The following is a 23,419-nucleotide window of genomic DNA, read 5'->3' as shown; positions in this document are numbered from 1 at the left end:
TTAGTTCCCTCTCGCCAGGCCGTTAACTTCAGCTTGCGTCGTATCAGGTGCAACCTGCAGCGTAATTTCAACACGACGATTACGCGCGCGATTTTCTGCACTGGTATTCGGCACCAACGGATGCGTTTCACCCCGCCCTTCCGCTTTAACGCGTGATGGTTTTGCCAGCTGTTTTTGTAACAGCGTCTGAACAGACTGGGCACGGGCCAGAGACAGCTCATAGTTGGAGGCAAATCGGGCACTGCGAATCGGTACGTTATCGCTGTAGCCCACCACCAGGATTTTCCCGCTGACGTTATTCATGGCTTCAGCTACACGCTGGATAACGGCATCATAACGTCCGCGAACCTCTGTCGAACCGGATGCGAACAAGCCATCGCCTTTCAGCGTCACCACACTTTGATCTGCCTCATCGCGCACGGCCACCAGGCCTTCGTCGATTTCAGGTTTCAGGAATGACTTCAGGTTCAGTGACGGCGGCGGCGGCGGTGCCGGATTACGAATCTGCACTTCTGGCAGCGTCGTTTGGTAGATTTTGGCCAGCACGGGCGAGGTGTAATCCCCCAGACGCCAGTTCAGCACGATATAGAACAGGCAGGCAGCCAGGCCCGCCAGAGCCGCACAGGCCCACAGCGGAATCATGGGGCGCCAGAGTTTACGCAGAACCGGCTGATCGGTCGGATGCGGCGACAAGGCGGCGGCAAAGCTGCCCCTGACGCTCCTGATCATCTGCAACAGACGCTGTTTAATCGTATCCAGTTGCGAGCGTCCATTATCCAGAACCCGATAGCGCCCTTCAAAACCAAGCAGTAAGCAGAAATAGATCAGCTCCAGTAACAGGATGTGCTGACGCGGGTTTTGCGACAGTTTCGCCAGCAGCTGGAAGAATTTCTCCCCGCCCCAGGTTTCGTTGTGGAAGGTGACCAGTAAGCCATTACTGGTCCACACGCCACGGCTTCCCCAGGGCGTCAGTGCTGCGGCTTCATCAAGCGCCGTACACAGACAATAGCGCGCGCCAACGATCACCTCATAGCTCAGTCCGGACTGCTGGCAGGCCAGCTCGAAACGGCGGATCTGGTCAATAAGCTGTTGACGTAAACGTGCGGGATCGTCATGGGAGACGGAGTGACGAATCTGTGGAATCGCGTTAATCAGCGGATTCGCTGCAGCCACCAAACTATTCTGGTGGCTAAGATCCTGCTGAAAAGCATCACTGTTCGGTTTATTTTGTTCCTGCATCATGCCTGCTCAGTTTGAATTATTCTGACTGACTGCGAATGGCCCAGAACTCCATGTTCAGGCCCGGAAACTCACCGGCAAGGTGCAGCGCGAAGGCACCCGATCGCTCCATCTCCTGCCATAGCTCGCTGTTCTTATCCAGCTCAAAATAGCTGTATCCTGCGTGCCATGGGATCTGCGGTGGCGCACCCGGCATGGCTTTCAGGGCAAGGCCCGGTAGCTGCAGTTGGACGAGATCGCGAATTTTGGTGACGGGGGCGACTTTCATCTGCGCCGGGAAATGCGTTTTCAGCGCGTCGGCCGGGACGTTTGCTTTTACGGCCAGCACAAAACCGAATTCACGCACCATGCTGTTATCCGGCACGGTCGCCACATTCAGGCCGTGTGAGCGTTGCGTCAGCGGCAACTGAATGGCGCTCTCTTCCATCACCTGCGACAGGCCTTGACGGAGCAATAGCGTCAGGCGGGAGAAGCAGCCCTGCAGGTCGTCGTGGTCATAGAGAGGGAAAGCATCCGGCGTACGCGCCTCTGTCCACGTTGCCAGCTCAGCAGCCAGCTGCAGCCAGTGGCTGTAGAGGGTTTCAGGATGTAATAGCGGCAGATGCTGCAGATGCGCATGAAGGCCCAACTGGCGGTTAAGCAACGCCAGCAGCATAAAATCAACCATATCCGCGCTGTTAAAGCGGCCCGTTCCGGGTGCGCGCTGGCTCAGCTGCTGGCTACGTTGTTGAATCATGCCGTGCAGGTCGGTCATCATGCTCTGAAGCGGACGACTGCCAGCAAGGGTTAACGTGGGAGGGATATAATCATTGTCTAAACGGATATGGTTGTCGCTGCGCTTTTCAACGATCTGAGCAACGCCCATCGCCGTCCATTCCGCCGTGAGATCCTGCTCCAGCATCAAGCGGAGGCGCAGCTTGCCAAACTGAACGGTGGCCGTTCCGACAGCCTGCGCATTGTCATCTTCAACTTCCGCTTCCCAGGCCAGATAGCGAGCCAGCGAATCAGGCGCGTCCTGAAACGTCACCGCCTCGCGACCATTGCGGCGAGCGGGAATGGCCAAAACCACTTTGGCGCGGTCGGTATTGCTGGGGACGTCCAGCGGCGCAGGGCCGTGTTGTGGCTGACTGAAGGCAAAAAACGTTCCATCCGGCAGGCATCCACTGGCGGCGCTCAGTGCCAGTTTACCCTGCCGCAACAGCGCTTCATCAAATTCGAGATCGAAAAATCCCCAAACATAAGGGCGTTGCGACTGGCCCCATTCACGCAGCGAGCTTTGCAGAAAGTTTTCTGCCTGCTGGAAATGGTGAGGACGTAAAAACATCCCTTCCGCCCAAACAACCTTTTCGGCTCTGTTCATAATCATCCTTTGAAGACGGTTTTATTGCTTAACGGGACGCATGCCGGCATCGTCAACGATAATGTTGGCGTTTAACTCACCATCATTGCTTTTCCAGAACTGCCAGAACGAGCTGCTGTCACTGTCTGGGAAAGGCAGCGCAAGTCGCCACACCTTGCCATCCAGCTTTTGATATTCCGCCATGATGCCGATAAAGCGCGCGTCGGGGAGGCTTTTGGCACTCAGCGTTTTACTGAGCTGACCGGACATCAGGAAAAACTGCTGATTGTTGAGCAGCGTATTTCCCAGTGCGGTAGCGGGTTGATTCTGCAGAGTGAAGAAGTCGGCGGACATAAATTCTGCATCAGACGTCAGCAACATCACCCGGACTTTGAGAGGTGCGCCCGAATTGATGGAAGGATGTGCCTGGAAGTGCAGGTTGTATCGCGCAATATCAGGCTTACTGCTACTGCATGCCGTTAGCAGAAGCAGCAGGAAGGGCCAGATCCATTTTGCCAGGCCAACGCGAAAGTAAGTTTGTGCCATTTCTGTCCCTCCCTGCCCCTGACTTAGTTAATGATCCAGGTACCGTTATTCTTGTTCTGGCACGCCTGGCTGTTTCCATCTACAGAAACACAGGTTTTTTTCTTGGCGGCGGCACGCGCACGACGTTTCGGCTGATCGGCTTTAACGGTCTGATCGTACAAATCGCTTTTCACCACGGCGCGGAAAGGGACATAACCAACAACTTTTATCGCGCTGGTTGTGGCCTGAGCCGGTGCCGCTTTGCTGTCAGTGGCTTTGGCATCGCTGGCTGCTGGTGGCGCTTCAGCCTGCGCTTCTTCACCTAATGCCAGCCAGTTATTTTCAACCTGACCCACAACGGTGTAGGTTTCACCTGTTTTCAGGGTTTCGACGACTTTGCCGCCGAAGTCCGGACGCGTCATAACCGATGCAGGATATAAAGCGCGATAGGATTCATTTAATGCGGAGAACTGCGCCGGCGCAGCAACGGCATGACGATGGATCAGGGTTGTGCCATCAACGGTGCTGCTCACCATTGTGTCATCAGTCATTTTTGGCGGTGTTTTACAGCCTGCAACAGCAAAGACAAACATCAGGCTTAATGCAATTCGAAAGTTCACCATTTTCTTCATATTTATTTCCATTAATACCCAAACAAGTGGCCATTGGCCGGTGTTAAGCAAACCCTGTTGCAGAACGAGCGATGCTGGCTGCCATCTGGAGCCAATACACTGATTAACAACACAATTTGCCTGAATGAGATGAGGTAGTGAGTTTAAAGTTTTCTATTCGATGAGAGTGAGCAGGTGTGAAACTGCCCATGAAACCTGATGACCGGAACAAGACGGCTGAATTCGCGGTTAAACATTCAGCAAACTGACAAATTCCTAAACGCAAACGTCATTAAGGCAGCCTGGTTAAGCGTTGCGCAAAACCGATTCATAAAGCTGAATCGTTAAGTTTAATAAGGCTGATTAATCGTTATAAGTGTGGGGAGAATGGCAACATCCTGCTTAAATTCCAGTCGATCTCACACAAATAGCAATAAATCAATGGCTTACAAATTAAACTGCAGCACCATAGCTACCGCACGAGCCTCAACATCCTGCTCGCCTGTGTAAAGTTCTTTTCCATTTCTTAACATCTTACACAGCTTTACATAATGCCTTAAAAAATTCAACACAGCCCCGAGCGAGCTTAAATAGTAAAAATATTAATGTATAGTATTATCTCAAACTTCAGGCACTTGTTAACCAAATGCTATCGAGGCGATAAAAAACCCCGATTTAGCCCTGCCAGCCGCTTCGTTTAGATAATTAAACATTAGTAGTATGAATATTTAATCATGGTAAAAAGGGATAAAACGGCCAGCGAAGCGCCCTGAAGCTGATTTTCTTAAGTCTGAGATCGTAATTAAGTCAAATTTTTAGAAAACACGAAGCGTGTCATTTATTAAAAAACTAATAGATACAACAGGTTAAATATTTAAAGTATTGCTAAATTAAGAATTATCTTAAGTAATATATCGGGGAGCAGTGTTGGTTTTAGCCGCAAGCTGGATCAATAAAAGGCAATGTGAGTGATTTTAATACAGCCAGAGACTAAGCCGCGGTGGATTGCACAAGCGCAGGACGTGCCAATGGCCCGATGTGAACAGCGGTATGGGCTGAAATCACTCAGGCATTGAATGGCACAGTATTTATCGTCGCCACCTGGGTTAAAGCGGCGACAGAGATAACAAATCAGGAAAAGGAATTAGGATGGCCCGGCTTTCGCGATCATTTTACGGTAATTATTCAGCCATTTACCGCTGGTGAACCTTCCCCAGAAAAACAGCCCTCTCACTGTCCAGTCGAGGAACATGCCAAGCCAGACGCCGATGACGCCCATTCCCAGTTCAATGCCCAGCAAATAGCCAGCCACAACCCTTGCACACCACATACTAAACATAGAGACGTACATCGTGTAACGTGCGTCACGCGCGCCTTTCAGCCCAGCCGGTAAAACCCACGACGCTGCCCAAATCGGCATAAACAAGGCATTGAGCCAGATGAGGTGTTTCGTGACATTTATCACTTCAGGATCGCTGGTATAGAAACGTGCCAACAAGCCCGCCAGCGGAACGGTCAGTGCCGCAACGCACGACAGGCAAATGGTTGCCAGCCAAAAAACATGCTTCGCCTGTCGTTCAGCCTGAAATACCTGGTATTTACCCAGCCGCTTTCCGGTGATGATGGTTGAAGCCGATCCAAGCGCGTTACCCGGCAGGTTAATCAGCGAGGCAACAGAAAACGCAATAAAGTTACCCGCGATCTCATTGGTGCCCATGCCAGCCACAAACACCTGGGTCAGCAATTTACCGCCGTTAAACAGCACAGATTCGATACTGGCAGGCACGCCAATGCTCAGTACTTCATAAAGTATGCTGCTGTTCCAGCGACGAAAATAGCTGGACAGCGTGATTTTAAGCGAGGCGTTAAATCCAATCATTAACACATAAATAATGGCGAAAGCGCCGATATAACGGGTAATGGTTAACCCCAGGCCAGCCCCGACAAACCCTAATCCATCCCATGAAAAACAGCCGTAAATAAGTACGCTACTGATCATGATATTGAGGATATTCATCCCGCCATTAATCAGCATCGGGATCTTGGTATTCCCTGCCCCACGCAGCGCGCCACTGCCGATTAGCGTGATGGCCGCTGCCGGATAGCTCCATGCCGAAACCTGGAGATAGCTCAGCGCCAGCGCTTTTACTTTCGGTTCGGCAGCGCCGGCAATGGCGTCAATAATCAGATGGCCCCAGAACTCAATCGCAATGACCAGAATTAGCGCCAAAATGGTCATCATCGCCAACGACTGTCGCGTAGCGGCACGCGCCCGTTTACCATTACGCCTTGCCAGACTGAAAGCGACCACCACCGTGGTGCCCAGATCGATGGCGGCAAAAAAGGAGATGATGACCATGTTAAAACTGTCAGCCAGGCCAACGCCTGCCATCGCCTCTTTACCCAGCCAGCTGACCAGGAAGGTACTGAGCACGCCCATTAACAGCACGCAGGCATTTTCAAAAAAGATCGGGACTGCAAGAGGCGAAATTTCACGCCAGTACAGCGTGCGGTAAGAACGACGTTTGGGATACCACGCCGTGCGCTTAATCGCCTGCACCACTGCTACGCCGGGATTTTGCAAAGGAGTACCAAATATGAAGAAGTCGGGGAAAGAGCTCTAATGATGGTAGCCTGCGGGCAAATATGCAAAACGTTTTGCATTCCTGTTAAATCATCGTTACACACTTTTTTTACCTTTTTCCTCACCTCGTTGAATCATCGCGTTGCCGATGTCATCGCACGATCATGCCCGGAAGCGGCCCTCTTCTTTACCAAAAAGCGGAGGCAGGCGTCAGGTTTGTCTGCATTTTGATGTAAACCCACGCACCAGCGCTAAGCCTCGCCCATAACTGGCGGCAGCAAAATGCGCTTGATCATAGATTCTTCACCAAATCCTGCGTTAAACCCGCTAAGCTTGGGGAAATTGTCGTAAGAACGTTAAAGGAGAGGTTATGCCAGCCCAACGGAAAAATCTGACACGCCAGCAGGCTCTTGATACGCTTGAGCAGATGTATGATGAAGCCGTCAACGCTCTGCGCGCATCAATTAAGGCCTATACGGAAGAAGGCTCGCTACCCGATCCCGTTGCCCGCGCGCAAGGTCTGTTTGTTTATCCTGAACTACGCATTACGTGGCAGGGCGACGGGCCTCAGCAGAATCGCACCCGAGCCTGGGGCCGCTTTACCCATACTGGCAGTTACAGCACCACGGTGACGCGCCCTGCTCTGCTGCGCCATTACATCTCTGAACAGCTGGCCATGCTGGAAAAAGAGTACGAGGTGACGATCGACGTCGGTCCTTCGCGTCAGGAAATTCCCTATCCTTACGTCATAGACGGGTCCGATCTGTCGCTGGATCGCACCATGAGTGCGGGGATTGCGCGTCACTTTCCAACGACTGAACTGTCGCAGATTGGTGATGAAACGGCAGATGGTTTATTTCATGCCGATGCGACCTTTCCTCTGTCTCACTTTGACGCGTTGCGCACAGATTTTTCGCTTGCCCGCCTGCGCCACTATACCGGCACGGCGGTTGAGCATTTTCAACCCTTTGTCCTGTTTACCAACTACACGCGCTACGTAGACGAATTCGTACGCTGGGCCATTGAACAGGTTCGCGATCCTTCAACCCCTTTCGACAGCCTTGTGTGTGCGGGCGATGTCGTTCTGACGGCGAGTACAGAAGACAATGAAGCCATGCTGTCTGATCTGGCCTGGAAAAAGCATCAGATGCCAGCCTGGCACCTGACCTCACCCAATCGCCGGGGAATTACATTGATCAATATCGGCGTGGGCCCGTCCAATGCTAAAACAATCTGCGATCATCTGGCGGTCATTCGTCCTCACGCCTGGCTGATGATAGGGCACTGTGGCGGCCTGCGCGAGAGTCAGCGCATTGGTGACTACGTGCTGGCTCATGCATACCTGCGCGACGACCACGTGCTGGACAGCGTTCTGCCGCCCGACATTCCGATTCCAAGCATTGCCGAAGTTCAGCGGGCTTTGTATGACGCAACCAAGTCCGTGAGCGGTATGCCAGGCGAGGAGGTAAAAGAACGGCTACGCACCGGAACCGTTGTGACAACAGACGATCGTAACTGGGAGCTGCGCTATTCAGCCTCTGCCCTGCGTTTTAATCTGAGCCGGGCCGTGGCTGTCGATATGGAAAGTGCAACGATTGCTGCTCAGGGATACCGTTTCAGGGTGCCTTATGGCACATTGCTGTGTGTTTCGGACAAGCCGCTGCACGGTGAAATCAAACTGCCGGGCCAGGCAAACCGCTTTTACGACGGCGCGATTTCAGAGCATTTACAGATTGGTATTCGCGCGGTTGAATTATTGCGCGCCGAAGGTGATAAGTTGCATTCACGTAAGTTACGTACGTTTAACGAACCGCCTTTCCGTTAAACAATAATGAATGAAAAAGACGGTATTAATGCGAAAATCCTTCCCGTTAATACCGTCTCGTTAATTAAGACGATATTACGAATCAGGCCGCGTTCAGAACGGCGGTATTGATGAACCAGGCAAACACCGCAAGAATAGCCGGTACCATGAGCGTCCAGATAAGGCGGTTATTAAGGCTTTCAAAGCGTAAATCCAGTTTATCGAATCGTTCATCAATCCTGTCGAATCGCTGGTCCATGGCATCCATTCTCCGGTCCATCGCATCCAGTCGCCGATCGATACCATCAAGCCTGATATCAATACCATTCAGTCTCATATCAATGCCGTCCAGTCTCTTGTCGATGCCGTCGAGTCTCTTATCGATGCCATCAAACCGTATATCCATTGCGTCGAGCCGAGCGTCAATGCCGTTAAATCTCACCTCATTAGCAGCGAATTCTTTGTAAACATCATCAAACTTCGCATTGATAATGTTAAAACTTACCTCGATAGCATTAAATTTATTAGCAAAATTGAATAAGATGCCATCGATTACTGAAAGTTTGCCTTCGATGCTAACCAGCCTGCCATCAACATCGTCAAACCGGATGCTAAACTGTTGGACTTTCTCTTCCAGCAGCGTAAATCGCTGAACCCTTTCAACATGAAACACCGCCTGTTCCGCACGCAGAAGCTCAAGATCGGCTTTGGTCGCAAACGCCATAGCCTGCCCGCTAAAAAGCGCCAGGTCGATTTTTATTTGATGGTTGTCTTCTTCAAGCCGCTCAAAGCGCGTCTCAAAATTTTCCATTTTTTTGCCTCCTGTCCAGCGATGACTGAGGGTCAAATGCGGATTACCGCGATTCCGTTTTCCATACAGATTGCCCATGAGCTTTTCCTGACAGGCGGATTAACTTAATCCATTAACGTAAGTCGCAACCTGCTTCAGCATTATTGAAGCAAAGTCTTGCGCAATAAACATTACCTGATTGAATAAAAAGGAAAAATAAAATGGGAATTGTTCTTTTCCTTTATTCACAATGTTGAGTCAAAGAATAAAAGCACGGCCGCGCGAAGAAAAGGGCGTAGATCGATATTCTGGAAGGGTGCGCACAATGATGGAAAATAACAGAGAAAACAACCGCAAACGCTTTTTTTAAATCTAATGTTAAAACCGTTACAGCATATTCAATATGCTGTAACGGTTAGATTAATCAGGCGCTCAGCCAGCCGAGCTTAATCACAAATAATACAGACAGAACAATCAGTGCCGCATTAATCTCTTTGGTGCGTCCGCTGAGCAACTTCACCACGGTCCAGGTAATAAAGCCAAAGGCAATACCGTTAGCAATCGAGTAGGTCAGCGGCATCGTCAGCGCGGTCACGGTTACCGGGGCAGCAGTGGTGATGTCTTTCCAGTCAATTTCGGCCAGCCCGGACGTCATCAAAACCGCAACAAACAGCAATGCTGGCGCGGTGGCATAAACCGGCACGCTTGACGCCAGAGGAGAAAAGAACAGCGCAAGCAGGAAAAGCACCGCAACCACAATCGCCGTCAGGCCGGTACGACCGCCTGCGCTCACTCCGGCGGCAGACTCGACATAACTGGTGGTCGTAGAGGTGCCCAGCAGCGAACCAAACAGCGCAGCCGCACTGTCCGCAACCAGCGCGCGTCCCATTTTGGGCACATTGCCCTGCTCGTCAGCCAGCCCGGCGCGTTTGGTTACACCCAATAGCGTGCCGGTGTTATCAAACACATCCACGAACAAGAACGCGAAAATCACGCTAATTAAGCCGACGTTAAATGCCCCCGCAATATCCAACTGCATGAACGTTGGTGCGATTGAAGGCGGTGCAGAAAATACACCGCCAAATTTCGTCAGACCAATGCCCATCGAGATAAAGGTGATGATCAGAATGCCTATTAAGACCGCGCCCGTGACGCGACGCGCTTCCAGTACCACGATGATGATAAACCCTAACATCGCCAGTAAGGGGCCCGGCTTCGTCAGATCGCCAATCCCCACCAGGGTAGCCGGATTATCCACAACGATACCCGCGCCTTCCAACGCGATAATTGCCAGGAAGAGACCGATCCCTGCGGCAATACCGGCGCGCAGCGGCAGCGGAATGCTCTTGATAATCCACTCGCGAATCTTAAATATCGATAAGGCGAAAAAAATCACTGCGGACAGGAATACCGCGCCCAGCGCAATCTGCCAGCTGTAGCCCATGTGCAAGACAACGGTATAGGTGAAAAAAGCATTCAGCCCCATGCCCGGTGCCAGCGCAATCGGGTAGTTGGCAATCAGTCCCATTAACACCGAACCAATTGCGGCTGCCAGACAGGTCGCGACAAAAACAGCCCCTTTATCCATGCCGGTTGCACCCAAAATACTGGGGTTAACAAACAGAATGTAGGCCATCGCCAGGAAGGTAGTGATACCGGCGATTATTTCAGTGCGTACAGTTGTGTTGTGCGCTTTTAATTTAAATAGTTTTTCTAACATCATTATCTCTCGATGATAGAGACGTCACTCAGGTGCGCGTTCTCTTGCCAAGGTTATGGTCATGCTGTTTGTTGTGATACTGAGGGGCCGCCAGTGCTGTCGCATGCCAGCCCGACCACCCGAAATACGGTTTTCGCTTTCCTTTGTCACATGAGCAATTGCAAAGGCTAAAGCAATTGCTGTGCCAGCCTAATACGCAATCGATTACCTGGATACACGTCAGCGAGCCTTAAGATAATTCTGAACCAGATCAGGGCGCGATTATGGTGCATTGCCCCCTGAACGCGCAATCGTTTTCCTTCCCCCCTGTCCGGCAAAATTATGCGTTTCCGCACGCTTCAGCGTTTTGTCAGGCGACGCTGGTCACGTTTCAGCTGCATCAATCAGCAGGCCATGCTGGAATGTGTAAACTCGCATTTAACCCTTCAGTAACATTGAGGTCACACGATGAAGCCAGCAATTTTGGTGGTGGATGACGATCATGCCGTCTGCGATTTGTTGCAGGACGCACTCAGTGAACATGCGTTGTTGGTTTATCGCTGCCATCAAGGGAAAGATGCCCTGACGAGGGTGTGCGAACATCCGGATATTTCCCTGGTTATGCTTGATATGATGTTGCCCGACACCAACGGTTTATTGGTTTTGCAGCAGTTGCAGCGACTGCGGCCTGATATTCTCGTGATTATGTTGACCGGTATGGGTTCGGAAGCGGAAATGGTAGTAGGCCTGGAGATGGGCGCGGATGATTATATCGCCAAGCCCTTTAATCCACGCGTTGTGGTTGCGCGGGCGCGGGCGGCTCTCCGGCGCAGCGGGCGCGTGGTGTTGCCGGAAACTGATCATGAGGGATGGCGCTTTAATGGCTGGCTGCTTGATGAAACGCGCTGCCAGTTGCTCAATCCGCAGCGCGAAACCGTGCCGTTAACGCAGGGTGAATATACCTTGCTGCGCGCGATGGTGCGGCACGCGCGTAAGGTCCTGACGCGCGACCAGTTGCTGGAACTCACCCACAGCGAAACGATGGACGTGTTTGACCGCACCATCGATGTGCTGATTATGCGGTTGCGGCGGAAAATCGAAGCAAATCCCCATCAGCCCGACCTGATCCGCACGATTCGTGGGTTGGGTTATGTTTTCTCGGCGGACGTGGTCAAACCTGAAGGTTTGCGGCTCTCGACGCAAACGGCCTGAGCCATCCACTGCCGCATGTCGGTCAACGGGCGAATACCGTCGATTGCATTGGCCGCGCGCAAATTAAACCGGGCGCAGGTGTGCGCAAGTTGCAGCGTTGCCAGCATGTCATCCCCTTCATGGCTGGCATACAGTACGCCCGCACAAAATGCATCACCTGCGCCAACGCTGCCCACAATCTCGTCGGGTGCCAGCTGCCACGCAGGCTGCCAGATGCCTTCGCCGCCGACTTCCTGCCCCCATGCGCCTTCGGGCGCGTGTATCACCACGCGCTGACGCACCCCCTGCCCGGCCAGCCACTGCGCAGCCAGGGAAAAGGCTGCGGGTGGTTGAATACCGTTATCATCCCGCAAAACGACGCCAGACAACGCCTGGGCTTCCAGTTCGTTAATAACCAGGTAATCTAACCAGCGCAACGCAGGCAATACCTGTGGTCGGTAATCCCCGGCACGGGACGCCAGATCGAGCGAGGTAAAATAGCCACGCTGCTGCATCTGGGCCAGCAAACGGGCGCTGCGCGTGCCGAATTCGCTGTCCGCGCCGTCCAGCGTTTCAAGCAACAGTAAATAGCCCAGATGAAAGATGCGCTGCGCATCGTCTACAGCAGCGAAATGCGTTCTGTCCAGCAGGGCATTTGCGCCAGGGGAAAAGAAAAACGTTCGTTGCCCGTCCGGTGCGGTCATCACCTGCGTCATCGCGGTGGGTTTATCGCAGGTACGTTGAACCCAGCGATGATCGATCTGCGACGCCTGCATGATAGCCAGCAGGTAATCACCGTCGGCGTCATTGCCCAGCAGGCCAATCGCCACCAGCGGAAGCTGACACTGCATGCGTGAAAGAGTAAGTAAAACATTCAGCGGTGCGCCGCCTGCCGCCTTTTCGCTATGCTGAACCTCTGCCAGCCAGCCCTGTTCCGGCCAGTGGCTAATACGATGAACGTAATCCACCAGCATCACGCCAGCGGCCAGAATGCCGCGCCGCGCCTCCATTTACGCCTGCCCTACGCTGCCGAAAATCTTCATCTGCTGCATCACGGTTTCACAAATTGCGTTCTCCACCGCCATCAGCAGTTCGGCAAACTCGTCATAGCGGGTGTTGCGTGAGGCCAGACTGCGTTCCACCGCGTCGAGTGCCGCCTGCGACATGCCGGTATAGAAGTTGATTTTATGGATGCCGAGTGAGATCGCCCGCCGGAAATCCGCGTCGCTGATGCCTGAGCCACCGTGCAGCACCAGCGGTACGCCGGTTTGCTCGCGGATAGCCGCCAGCCGGTCAAAGTCGAGTTTAGGCTCCCCTTTGTATTTCCCGTGGGCGTTACCGATAGCCACCGCCAGCGTATCAATGCCGGTTTCACGCACAAACTCTGCAGCCAGCCGTGGATCGGTAAATTTTTCGCTGTCGGCTTCGCCAAATAACGCGCCCCCTTCGTCTCCGCCCACCGCGCCCAGTTCTGCCTCAACCGACACGCCGACGGCATGTGCCGCTTTGACCACTTCACGCGTCTGGCGAATATTCTCTTCATAACTCAGCGTTGAGCCATCGAACATTACCGAGGTGAATCCCAGACGAATCGCCTGCATCACCGCCTCAAAGTGCAAACCGTGATCCAGGTTGAGCACCACCGGAATCGCGTGCTTCGCCGCTTCAAACTTTATCGCCTCAACCAGCTGGTCGAGCGTGACGTATTTAAAATGCACTTCCGCAATATTGATGATAAAAGGCGAGCGTTGCTGCTCTGCGGCCGCAAACAGCGCGCGCAGAAAATGCGTGTCCAGAACGTTAAAGGCGCCCAGCGCGTACCCCTGCTTCTGCGCATGGGCCAGCCCCTGTGCCAGAGAGATCAAAGCCATTATTCACTCCTCAGATTGAGCCAGTGGGAATAGTCGTTACAGAGCAGCCGGTGCGGTTCCTGATCCTCATCAAGGGCGTTAAAGCGCGCCAGCGGCGTCAAAAATACGTTATCGTTGTCATCATCGTTAGGCATCGAGACTTCGCCAACCAGCACATCGCCAAAGCCGTTTTCGCCCCAGAAGCTGTGCCAGACGCCGGCGATTAACGTCACGCTTTCGCCTGGAGACAGCCTGAGTTGCGAACCGGCCGCATGGGTTTGTGTGATGCCATCCAGCGATACCGTCACCGGCGAGTTCGCCTTCTCATTGCCTTCACGGTTATACAGTTCGACGATCAGATTGCCGCCCCCGCGGTTGATGATGTCTTCCATTTTGCGGGGATGATAATGCATCGGCGTGACCTGCCCTTCACGCACGTGCATGACTTTTTCAGCATAAGGTTTGTGCCAGGGCTTGCCGCCCGGCGAGCCGTTGCGCAGCGTAAAGAGCGTCAGGCCGGTTTGCAGAAAATCATCGGCGCCAAAGCTGGTGAGGTCCCAGCCCAGCCCTAACGCGATAATTTCATCAATGTCGCCCTGCTGCTGACGCCACTGACTGAGGTCGTAATCAGCCCAAGGCGGCAGATGAATATCCTGGCGTGTAAAAAAGTCTCGCGTGTTTTGCAAAAACACATTCACTTCGGAGCGTTGCATCGTCAGCTCTCCCGTTAAAGCGGCACCCGACGATGCCGCGCGCCGGTTTTATTTCACTGTCCAGCCCTTGTAGCTGCTGACGTTATTGCGATCGATTAATTTAACCGGGATCAGCACGGGTTTATCCGGTGCCGGTTTGCCCTGAAGAATGTCGTAACCGATCTCGACGGCTTTGGCTGCCATCACCTGCGGATCCTGGGCTGGCGTAGCGGCGAACAGCGAGTTCTTACGTTTCAGCGCTTCCTCACCATCCGGCGAACCATCCACGCCGACGATAAAGAACTCGTTACGCTGGGCCTGTTTTGCCGCCAAATCGGCACCGATCGCGGTCGGATCGTTAATCGCAAAAACCGCGTCGATTTTTGGATTGGCTGACAGCAGGCCGGTCATCACTTCCAGCCCGCCTTCACGGCTGCCTTTGGCGTTCTGATTAGAGGAAAGCAGCTTAATATCCGGATGGCGTTTCAGTTCGGTCATGCAGCCTTCCACGCGGTTTTGTACGGCAGAGACCGGCGGGCCGTTGATGATCACCACATTGCCTTTGTCTTTCAGGCGATCGGCGATGTATTTACAGGCCATTTCACCCGCCTGGGTGTTATCAGAGGTGATGGTGGCGTTAGCGCCATCTGCGGCGACGTCGACCGCAACCACAACGATACCCGCATCACGCGCGCGCTTGACCGCAGGGGCAATCCCTTTTGAGTCGGCGGCATTCAGGATAATCATGTCCACTTTTGCCGCAATGAAGTTATCAATCTGTCCCACCTGCTGCCCGAGATCGTAGCCACTCGACACCAGCGTGACTTTTACGTTATCCCCGGCCAGCTGACGCGCCTTCATCTCTGCACCTTTGGTGATCTGCACAAAGAATGGGTTAGCGAGGTCGCCTACCGTTACGCCAATCGATTTCAGTTCTTTTGCCTGAGCCACACCGGCACTGAGCAGCGTTGCCGCCAGCAGCCCGGTTACAATCGGATTAAAACGCATAGATCTTCTCCTGCTGTGATTTATCTGCCAACTGCTGAATGGCGCTTTGTTTGCTCTGCGCATGGGGGCTGTCAGCCCACATGATGACGAGTACGATATTTATCGATCAGGACGGCGATGATGATGACCGCACCTTTAATAACCAACTGCCAGAAGTAGGAGACGCCCATTAATGTCATGCCGTTATTCAGCGTGGCGATAATCAACGCCCCAATCAGCGTGCCGGTGATGGTGCCGATGCCGCCGACGAAACTGGTGCCGCCCAGAATCACCGCGGCAATGGCATCCAGCTCATAACCCACGCCCAGATTGCCGTTGGCGCTGTAGAGGCGCGAAGCACTCATCAGCCCGCCCAACCCCGACAGCAATCCGCTCATGCCGTACACAAATATCAGCACCAGGCCCACTTTGATGCCGGTCAGTCGCGCGGCCTGAATATTGCCGCCCACCGCATAGATATGAACGCCCAGCGTGGTGCGACGCAGAATGAACCAGCAAATCGCGATAACGGCGAACGCGATGACGATCAGCCAGGGCACCGGCCCCAGGTAGCCATTGCCTATCCACTCAAAGTTAATATCGGAATTGATCACCGTGGTGCCGTTGGCCAGCAGATAGGCCGCCCCGCGCAGTGCGGTATAGGTGCCGAGCGTGACGATAAACGGAGGCAGTCCGGCCCAGGCCACGAGAATGCCGTTAAACAATCCCATCACCAGCCCGGCGCCCAGCGCCATCGGAATAGTAAGCGACGCCAGCATCGGGTCCAGCGACGTCAGCAGCGCCACCACCGCCGTGGTGCCCAGCATCGAGCCCACGGACAAATCGATACCGCCCGTCAGGATGACAAAGGTCATGCCTGCGGCCAGCACGATATTGATGGAGGCCTGACGCGTAATGTTGAGCAAATTGGCTTCGGTAAAGAAGTTAGGCGTGACAAAACCAAAGACCGCCACGATTAAAATCAAAATCGGTAAAATGCCCACGGTCTGCATGATGTCGCCCATCAGAGCGCGTTTGGCCGTCGGTGGATTAACACGTGCCGTTTGTGTCATTGTTTTATCCTCATACTTCAAGCGGTGATGCGCTGTGCGCACCGGTTGCCAGCGTCATGATGTTTTCCTGAGTGATCGTATCGCCCGCCAGCTCTCCGGCGATGGCCCCCTCATGCATCACATAAACCCGATCGCTCATGCCAACAACCTCCGGTAATTCGCTGGAGATCATGAGAATGGCTACGCCCTGACGCGCCATTTCCTGCATCATGCGATAAATTTCGCTTTTCGCGCCGACGTCAACGCCGCGCGTTGGCTCATCCAGAATCAAAATACGGGGACCGATGGCGATCCAGCGGGAAATCAGCAGCTTTTGCTGGTTGCCGCCCGACAGGCCGCCCGCACGCACCAGCGCGTGGGGCACGCGAATGTTGAGCGAGGAGATCGCTTCGCTGGCAATTTTCCGCGATTTCCCGCGGTTAAGCATGCCGTAGCGGGCATCACGCTCCAGCGTGGCCATAACGATGTTTTCCTGTGCGGCCATCTCCAGAAACAGCCCCTGCTCTTTACGGTTCTCGGTAAGAAAACCAATGCCGTGCGCAATCGCCTCACGGGGCGAGTGAATATCCACCTTCTGACCATCGATCCAGACGTCGCCCTGTTTAAGCCGGTGCACGCCAAAGATCAGCTGTGCCAGCTCGCTCCGTCCCGCGCCCACCAGGCCGGCCAGGCCGACGATTTCGCCCGCGCGAACCTCAAGGCTGCTGGGATGCACTTTGTCGCCGTCGGACAGATGATTGACGGCCAGCCGGACGGCCCCGCGCGCTATCGTGCGATCTTTATTGAACAAGTCGCTGAGCGGCCGCCCCACCATCATGCGCACCAGCTCGCTGGCATTCAGATTGTCGCGCGTCAGGCTGCCGACATACTGCCCGTCACGCAGCACGCTGACGCGATCTGACAGCTCATACACTTCCGCCATACGATGACTGATGTAAATAATGGCCATGCCTTCGCTACGCAGGCGCTTGATCAGGGCAAACAGTTGTTCGGTTTCACGGTTCGAGAGTGCGGCAGTCGGCTCATCCATCACCAGAATCCGGCTGTTACGGTGTAAGGCGCGCGCAATTTCCACCTGCTGCTGCTCAGCAATACTCAGCCTGCTGACTTTGTCGGTGGCGCTAAACTGCGCGCCCAACCGGTTGATCACCTGCTGCGCCTCATCCGCCATCTGATGACGTTTCACCATGCCTGCACGGGTAATTTCACTGCCCAGAAAGATGTTTTCCGCCACGGTAAGATTGGGCGCCAGATTGATTTCCTGATAGATCAGCGTGATTCCGGCGGCTAACGCCTCTTTAGGGCCTTTCAGCTGCCAGGGTTTGCCATCAATTAGCACCTCGCCGCTGCTGGCCGCATAGGCCCCCGCCAGGATCTTCATCAGGGTGCTTTTACCCGCGCCATTTTCGCCCATCAGGGCATGGACCTCACCGGGATACACCGTGAGATCCACCCCTTTCAAGGCGTAAAAATTACCAAAGCGTCGGGTGATCTCGCGCATTTCGAGTATCGGCTTTGCTGTCATCTACCCGCTCCTGCTGGTTATGGATAGCAGCGAGTTAAGCAGTGTCAGATAAATGGAAAATGTCAGAGGCCATTCATATTTGTCATATTTCGCCTCGCCCTCACTCCTATACTCGGCTCATCGTCGCACGAGCGGAGAGTCTTTATGCAACGCAGTTCACCGTGGCAGGTCGGGGCGCGCGGTCGCCTGTTGCTGTCTCATTTATTGGTGGTGTGCGTCACCTTAATGGTGAGCGTGGTGGCGGTGACCAGTTTTCGCCATGCGGGCACCATTCAGGCCCAGGCCCAGGCGCAAACGCTGGCTGATATGAACGGCAGCCTTGCCCTGGCGCGCGATACCTCCAATGTGGCCATCACGGCAGTGCGGTTGTCCCAGGTGGTCGGTGCGCTTGAGTATCAGAGCGAATCACGACGTTTACAGCAGAACCAACAGGCCCTACAGCACTCACTCTCTATACTGGCGAGCACGCCACTTGCCGCGCGTGAGCCTGAACGCGTGGCGCGCCTGCGTGCGCGTAGCCTGATGCTTGAGCAGTCGGTGAGTATGCTGTTGCGTCAAGGCCATGAACGCCATTTACAGCGCAACAGGGTGCTAAGCGGCTTGTGGCAGTCACAACTGCTGCTTGAACGCATTAATGATCTGACACAGCGCGACGGCATCAACGCACCCGATTTAACGCTGCGCCAGCAAACCGGCAGGCTACTGGATATCGCGATTCGCACGCCGTCATCGACGGCGGTCATCGAGCACCTGCAACAGGTGATGATGCAATGGCGCAGCGTGGTCGCGCCAGGTGCACTGGGCGACAATGTACAGCAGTTGCTGGAAACACAGCGCGGCCTGGTCCCGTTGGCCGCAGAGCTGGAGGAGAGTGACCTGGCGATTGCCTATGCGACTTACCGTATCAAGGCGCTGGTGGCGGCGCTGAATGATGACATTACCGCTTACGTCCAGCAGGTCGCGCAGCAAACGGAAAGGCGTAACATCACCACCCATCATCAACTCGACTCGGTTAGCAGCTTTATCATGCTGTCTGCCCTGCTGGCGCTGGCCATAACCCTCTATACCGGGTACTACATTTACCGCAATCTGGGCTCCAGTCTTACCGCCATTGCCGGTGCGATGACCCGGCTGGCACAGGGAGAGCAGAACGTCAGCGTGCCGGGATTACAGCGTCGGGACGAACTGGGTGAACTGGCGCGCGCGTTTAACGTTTTTGCGCGAAATACCGCCTCTTTGGCCCAGACTTCTCGCCTGCTAAAAGAAAAAAGCACCCAACTGGAGTCAACCTTCCTGGCCATGCGTGACGGTTTTGCCCTGTTTGATAACAGCGGAGAACTCGTGGTATGGAATGCGCAGTATCCGGCGCTGCTGGGCATCGCTCCCCGCGATCTGCATCGCGGTTTGCACTATCAGCACTTGCTGGCGCCGCTTAATGTGCAGTTGCACGATTTAGCGGAACCCCAGGAAGTGAGGCTGGCAGACGGCCGCACGCTGGAACTGCGTTTCAGCCCGGTACCACGGCGCGGAATGGTCAATACGGTGCTGGAGCGCACTTCGCGTAAGGTGCTGGAAGAGGCGCTGGTGCACAGTCAGAAAATGAAAGCGGTGGGCCAGTTGACCGGCGGCATCGCCCATGATTTTAATAACCTGCTGGCCGTTATCATCGGCAGCCTAGCGTTGACCGAGGGGCAACTGGCACCCGGCCCCGTCGCCAGCCGGATTGAACGAGCCCGCCAGGCGGCGGACAGAGCGGCGCTTCTGACCCAACGGCTGCTGGCCTTTTCACGCAAACAAACCCTGAATCCCCACGCGGTTTCCGTGGTCACATTGATCGAGAATCTGCAGGGGCTGCTTCAGCATTCGCTGCTGCCCGGTCAGCATCTGATCATTGATGCCCAGCGCCCCGGCTGGCCGGCCTGGATAGATGCCAGCCAGCTGGAGAATGCGGTGATGAATCTGGTGGTCAATGCCAGGGATGCGATGGGTGGCCAAAGCGGCGAAATCCGCCTGCGCATCTGGAATCAGCGGCGAAGCGAGCAAGGGGAAAAACGTGACCGGGTGACCATCGAAGTGATCGATCACGGCTGCGGCATGTCCGACGAGGTGCGTGCTCAGGTGTTCGAACCCTTCTTCACCACTAAGACCACCGGAACCGGGAGCGGGCTGGGACTGTCGATGGTGTACGGCTTTGTCCGCCAGTCGGGTGGACAGGTGGAGCTGGAAACGGCCCCCGGTCAGGGCACAACGGTGCGGCTGTTGCTGCCGCGCGCGCCCGATGCCGCAGCCGCCCGGTCCCCCGTCCCTGCCCCGTCTCACCCCGCGGCTGCAGACGATCGTCTGATTCTGGTACTGGATGATGAACCGGCGGTACGGCAAACCCTGTGCGAGCACCTGCATCAACTCGGCTATCTGACACTGGAGTGCGCGACCGGCGAAGAGGCGCTGGCGCTGTTGCACCAGACACCCGATATCGATCTGTTAATCAGCGATTTGATGTTGCCCGGTGAGATAAACGGCGCAGAGGTGATTCGTCAGGCGCAGCAAAAGTGGCCACAGCTGGCAACCTTGCTGATCAGCGGCCAGGACCTGCGCCACCAGCCCGTTACGCTGCCGCTGTGTGAGCGGCTGGCGAAACCCTGGCAGGCGGCACAGTTGGTGGAGGCGCTGCAGCGCGCCTGGCAGCGGAGTGCAAGGCTTAATCGTGCCCGCCAGGCTGCCACAACGGCACCGGTTTCCCAATGATATAACGCTTACGCAGGCGGCTTGAGATGGCATCCATGATCATCACCACGACCACCAGAATCAACGTCAGGAACATCACCACATCCCAGTTCCACAGACGCATATTCTCAGCATAAACCAGGCCGACACCGCCTGCGCCAACAAAGCCGAGCACCGCTGCTGAGCGAGTATTCGACTCGATTTGGTAAAGGCTGAGCGCCAGAAACTGCGGAAACGACTGGGTGAAGATGCCGAAACGGTGTTTCTGCAGGCTGTTCGCCCCCAGTGCACCCAGCCCACGACTCGGCGAACGCTCCACCGCTTCATGTCCTTCCGAATAGAGCTTACCTAACAGGCCAACGTCCTGCAGGATAATCGCCAGCACCCCGGCTAACGGCCCCATGCCGACGGCACGCACAAAGATCAGGCCCCAGATCGCCATATCAATGCCGCGCAGCATGTCGAACAGGCGGCGCATCAGGAAAGCAATCGGTCTGGCAACTTTATCGTGCATCACATTACGCGCCGCCAGAAAGGACAGCGGCAGCGCCAGCAGCGTGGCGGTTATCGTGCCGGCAAACACGATCGCCAGCGTAATCCCGACCTGAGAGAAATAGTAGCCAAAGGGCCAGTTCGCAAAGTCTTGCCAGACAAACATACGCAAAAAATAGCGTCCCAGCTGCTGGCAGCCAACCAGCAGGCGGCCCCACTCAATACCGTAGACCATAAAGAAAAAGACGTAATAGAGCACCAGCGCCAGCGCCAGCATGGCCAGACGGCGCAGATAGCGGTGCTGCGCAGCGAAGAGTTCATGATGCTGCTGCTTCATCGCCGTGATATCCGGCGCGAGAGTAACCATATTTATTCCTCCACGACACGGCGGCGCAGGCGGCCAGAAACCGTATCCAGTAACGACACCACAATCAGAATCAACAGCAGCGTCATGCTGACCTGATCGAAGCGATCCAGCTTAATGTTGGTCATTAACTCCTGGCCGATCCCGCCTGCCCCGACCAGCCCCAGAATGGTCGATGAGCGGAAGTTAACCTCCAGGCGCATAAAGCTGTAAGACAAAAAGGTGGGCTTGACCTGGGGCCAGAACGCAAAGCGCATCCGTTGCAGCTTGCTGGCTCCGCAGGCCGCCAGCCCGCGTACCGGCTTATCCGACGCCGATTCGATGGCTTCATAAAACAGTTTGGTCAGGCTACCGATAGTATGCAGGGCCAGCGCCAGAAAGCCGGGAATCGCCCCGATGCCAAACGCCATCACAAACATTACCGCCCAGGCCAGTTCAGGCATGGTGCGTAAAAATGCGACAAAGGCGCGAATGCCCATGCGCAGGCTGGCGGGCGTTTGCGTATTATCGGCCGCAAAAAACGCCAGGACACCGGCAATCACCACGGCAACCAGCGTGGAGGCCAGCGCCAGCTGCAGGGTTTCCCAGATCAGCGGTAGCTGAATATTCAGACGATAGCCCCAGTAGGCCAGCGACCCTTCCGTTTTGCCATCGGCAAACAGGAGCGGCAGATGCAAAACGGGCATGATTTCACGGATATAATCAAAAAAGTGCGGCAACGACTGCCAGATGGTCACCAGATTGAACTCTGCCATATTGGCCGCCGCCAGATAAATCACGACCAGCACCAAAGACCAGATAAGCGAGTCACGCTTCTGTTGGCGGCGGATACGTTGATAATAGCGTTCGAAGTCGGTCACGTGAGGTGTCTCAGATTGATGTGTTACAAAGCCATCCAGGCAAGGTTGACGCGCAGACTAGCCCGCCGGTGAGGTCGTGCCGCCCCCTTATTCAGGGCGGCACGATGGCTGCAAGCAAACTGCCCTGCCGTTAGCCGCGCGCGCCTTTCATCAGCTCGCGTTTCATATCGATGATGTTCTGGAAGTCCGCTACCGAGGTCTTGCCAATGTGCTGCTGGCCCCCTACGGCTTTGGTGAAACAGGCGTGATCGTCTTTATCCAGTTTTTTGATCGCGGCGATGACTTTCGCTTTGAAATCCGCTGGCAGTTTATTGCTCACCAGGATAGGACCGTTAGGAATTAACGGCGACTGCCAGATAATCCGAATCTGTTTCATCAGGTCCGGATGGTCCATGCGGATCAGGCGGCCAAAGGCACCCGAGGTGTAGCCCGTGTTGTAATCACCGACCATAGAGGTCCAGGTCACCGCGCCGTCAAACTGATTATTCAGCACGCCCAGGATGTCCTGCTCATGACCACCTGAAAAGGTCACGCTTGAAAAGAAGTTGTTGTATTTATTGTCGATGTTGCCGCCAAACATTTTCTTAAACGCCTGGTTTGGCACGAGGAAACCGGATGTGGAATCGGGATCCGCCATACCAAAAGATTTGCCTTTCAGATCTTCCAGCTTCTTATAAGGGCTGTCGGCTTTCACAATCACCACGGAGTGATAACCGCGAGACTGATCTTTGTCATCCACCACAATGCCCACTAAATCGACGGCCTTGGGATCCTGAATATACACGGACGCATACGAGGAGGGAGACATACTCAATACCAGATCCACTTTACCGCCCAGCAGCCCCTGAATCACGCCGGAATAGTCTGAAGAGTTGCGGATTTTGGTATCCACGTTCAGTTCTTTATCAAAGAACGTTTTCACACACTGGTTATCACCAATCTGCTGAGTCGCGTTCTGACCGCCCAAAATACCCAGATTCAGCTCTTTTGGTGCGTCCGCTGCGTTAACGCCAAAGGTAAGCAATGCTGTAGTCAATAACGCGAAAGCTTTCATTTTCATTAGCCTTGTT

19 protein-coding genes are annotated in these 23,419 nt (G+C 54.6%); 3 read left to right on the top strand and 16 right to left on the bottom strand.

What is annotated here, in order from left to right; all coding sequences use genetic code 11:
* The 5 genes from NXS97_RS21815 to NXS97_RS21795 all read right to left on the bottom strand — a co-directional run bounded on the left by NXS97_RS21815 (position 1) and on the right by NXS97_RS21795 (position 6,274).
* A complete protein-coding gene (locus tag NXS97_RS21815; RefSeq protein WP_013026249.1) occupies positions 1–1,242 on the bottom strand; it encodes a DotU family type VI secretion system protein in 1,242 nt (413 codons plus the stop codon).
* Between the two features lie 16 nt (positions 1,243–1,258).
* Positions 1,259–2,599 (bottom strand): type VI secretion system baseplate subunit TssK, encoded by a 1,341-nt coding sequence (gene tssK, locus NXS97_RS21810; RefSeq protein WP_014605520.1) that lies wholly within the window; start codon positions 2,597–2,599, stop codon positions 1,259–1,261.
* Between the two features lie 21 nt (positions 2,600–2,620).
* Positions 2,621–3,124: a type VI secretion system lipoprotein TssJ gene (gene tssJ, locus NXS97_RS21805; RefSeq protein WP_013026251.1), complete on the bottom strand. Its 504-nt coding sequence runs from the start codon at positions 3,122–3,124 to the stop codon at positions 2,621–2,623.
* 23 nt (positions 3,125–3,147) lie between these two features.
* Complete coding sequence (locus NXS97_RS21800; protein ID WP_064352416.1) at positions 3,148–3,747, bottom strand: hypothetical protein; 600 nt, start codon at positions 3,745–3,747, stop codon at positions 3,148–3,150.
* 1,111 nt (positions 3,748–4,858) lie between these two features.
* A complete protein-coding gene (locus NXS97_RS21795) occupies positions 4,859–6,274 on the bottom strand; it encodes an EmmdR/YeeO family multidrug/toxin efflux MATE transporter (protein WP_024470994.1) in 1,416 nt (471 codons plus the stop codon).
* 394 nt (positions 6,275–6,668) lie between these two features.
* Between NXS97_RS21795 and NXS97_RS21790 the strand changes: the two genes are divergently transcribed.
* On the top strand, positions 6,669–8,123 hold the full coding sequence (locus NXS97_RS21790) for an AMP nucleosidase (protein ID WP_014593991.1): 1,455 nt from the start codon (positions 6,669–6,671) through the stop codon (positions 8,121–8,123).
* A gap of 82 nt (positions 8,124–8,205) precedes the next feature.
* On the opposite strand, the gene NXS97_RS21785 is transcribed toward NXS97_RS21790, so the two are convergent.
* On the bottom strand, positions 8,206–8,913 hold the full coding sequence (locus NXS97_RS21785; protein ID WP_013026255.1) for a hypothetical protein: 708 nt from the start codon (positions 8,911–8,913) through the stop codon (positions 8,206–8,208).
* A gap of 403 nt (positions 8,914–9,316) precedes the next feature.
* Complete coding sequence (locus tag NXS97_RS21780) at positions 9,317–10,615, bottom strand: NCS2 family permease (protein WP_015700012.1); 1,299 nt, start codon at positions 10,613–10,615, stop codon at positions 9,317–9,319.
* Between the two features lie 444 nt (positions 10,616–11,059).
* Between NXS97_RS21780 and NXS97_RS21775 the strand changes: the two genes are divergently transcribed.
* Positions 11,060–11,803: a response regulator gene (locus tag NXS97_RS21775; RefSeq protein WP_116219938.1), complete on the top strand. Its 744-nt coding sequence runs from the start codon at positions 11,060–11,062 to the stop codon at positions 11,801–11,803.
* Here the strand turns inward: NXS97_RS21775 and NXS97_RS21770 are convergent.
* The 6 genes from NXS97_RS21770 to NXS97_RS21745 all read right to left on the bottom strand — a co-directional run bounded on the left by NXS97_RS21770 (position 11,740) and on the right by NXS97_RS21745 (position 17,909).
* Positions 11,740–12,792, bottom strand: coding sequence for a carbohydrate kinase family protein (locus NXS97_RS21770; protein ID WP_042676784.1), 1,053 nt, complete (start codon positions 12,790–12,792; stop codon positions 11,740–11,742). The two genes, NXS97_RS21775 and NXS97_RS21770, sit on opposite strands and share 64 nt — an antisense overlap.
* Positions 12,793–13,653 (bottom strand): ketose 1,6-bisphosphate aldolase, encoded by an 861-nt coding sequence (locus NXS97_RS21765; protein WP_014593996.1) that lies wholly within the window; start codon positions 13,651–13,653, stop codon positions 12,793–12,795.
* Positions 13,653–14,345 (bottom strand): D-lyxose/D-mannose family sugar isomerase, encoded by a 693-nt coding sequence (locus tag NXS97_RS21760; RefSeq protein WP_019106477.1) that lies wholly within the window; start codon positions 14,343–14,345, stop codon positions 13,653–13,655. Before NXS97_RS21760 ends, NXS97_RS21765 begins: the two co-directional genes overlap by 1 nt.
* Positions 14,346–14,393: 48 nt before the next feature.
* The gene (locus NXS97_RS21755; RefSeq protein WP_013026261.1) at positions 14,394–15,332 is read right to left on the bottom strand and encodes an ABC transporter substrate-binding protein; all 939 of its coding nucleotides are present in this window, start codon (positions 15,330–15,332) and stop codon (positions 14,394–14,396) included.
* A 71-nt stretch (positions 15,333–15,403) separates the two neighbouring features.
* Positions 15,404–16,384: an ABC transporter permease subunit gene (locus NXS97_RS21750; protein WP_028715287.1), complete on the bottom strand. Its 981-nt coding sequence runs from the start codon at positions 16,382–16,384 to the stop codon at positions 15,404–15,406.
* A gap of 10 nt (positions 16,385–16,394) precedes the next feature.
* Positions 16,395–17,909 (bottom strand): sugar ABC transporter ATP-binding protein, encoded by a 1,515-nt coding sequence (locus NXS97_RS21745; RefSeq protein WP_014605513.1) that lies wholly within the window; start codon positions 17,907–17,909, stop codon positions 16,395–16,397.
* 144 nt (positions 17,910–18,053) lie between these two features.
* On the opposite strand from NXS97_RS21745, the gene NXS97_RS21740 reads away from it, so the two are divergent.
* A complete protein-coding gene (locus NXS97_RS21740) occupies positions 18,054–20,654 on the top strand; it encodes an ATP-binding protein (protein WP_105082187.1) in 2,601 nt (866 codons plus the stop codon).
* Here the strand turns inward: NXS97_RS21740 and phnE (NXS97_RS21735) are convergent.
* From phnE (NXS97_RS21735) to phnD, 3 genes are all read right to left on the bottom strand, one after another.
* On the bottom strand, positions 20,608–21,492 hold the full coding sequence (gene phnE / locus NXS97_RS21735; RefSeq protein ID WP_013026265.1) for a phosphonate ABC transporter, permease protein PhnE: 885 nt from the start codon (positions 21,490–21,492) through the stop codon (positions 20,608–20,610). The two genes, NXS97_RS21740 and phnE (NXS97_RS21735), sit on opposite strands and share 47 nt — an antisense overlap.
* A 2-nt stretch (positions 21,493–21,494) precedes the next feature.
* Positions 21,495–22,349, bottom strand: coding sequence for a phosphonate ABC transporter, permease protein PhnE (gene phnE, locus NXS97_RS21730; protein ID WP_064352410.1), 855 nt, complete (start codon positions 22,347–22,349; stop codon positions 21,495–21,497).
* 130 nt (positions 22,350–22,479) lie between these two features.
* Positions 22,480–23,409 carry a phosphonate ABC transporter substrate-binding protein gene (phnD, locus tag NXS97_RS21725; protein ID WP_013026267.1) on the bottom strand — a complete coding sequence of 310 codons (930 nt, stop codon included), beginning with the start codon at positions 23,407–23,409 and terminating at the stop codon, positions 22,480–22,482.
* Positions 23,410–23,419 lie beyond the last annotated feature (10 nt).

It is taken from the genome of Pantoea sp. B623, assembly GCF_024814475.1.
GTDB classification, from domain to species: Bacteria; Pseudomonadota; Gammaproteobacteria; order Enterobacterales; family Enterobacteriaceae; genus Pantoea; species Pantoea ananatis.
This window is presented reverse-complemented; position numbering and strand designations above follow the sequence as displayed.